Origin of the sequence: Anaerovorax odorimutans, from assembly GCF_024459955.1 — a bacterium.
Taxonomy (GTDB): domain Bacteria; phylum Bacillota; class Clostridia; order Peptostreptococcales; family Anaerovoracaceae; genus Hominibacterium; species Hominibacterium odorimutans_A.
Genome location: NZ_JANFXK010000225.1, coordinates 1 through 230, shown reverse-complemented (window position 1 = coordinate 230; position 230 = coordinate 1). Strand labels below are relative to the sequence as shown.

Below are 230 nucleotides of genomic sequence, written 5' to 3'. Positions count from 1 at the left end.
CTGATCTTCCATTCCATCCGCTTTGACTTTCACAGTGATTGTTCCTGCCGATTTTGTGGAACGAACGATACCTACAAGCTGTCCGCTGAATGCTTTTCTATTGTCATCTCTGTAGGACTGATGATCTATAGGTCTTCCGTTATCTATACCTGCAAGCACACCATCGCCGCTCACTTCAAATGTCACCTTATTTTCCGCATTCGGCACAATATTTCCGTTTTCATCTGTAA

The 230-nt window shown here is 43.5% G+C and carries 1 protein-coding gene; it reads right to left on the bottom strand.

What is annotated here, in order from left to right:
- On the bottom strand, window positions 1-230 hold a 230-nt coding region (locus tag NE619_RS18565), incomplete at both ends, for a hypothetical protein (RefSeq protein ID WP_256133931.1).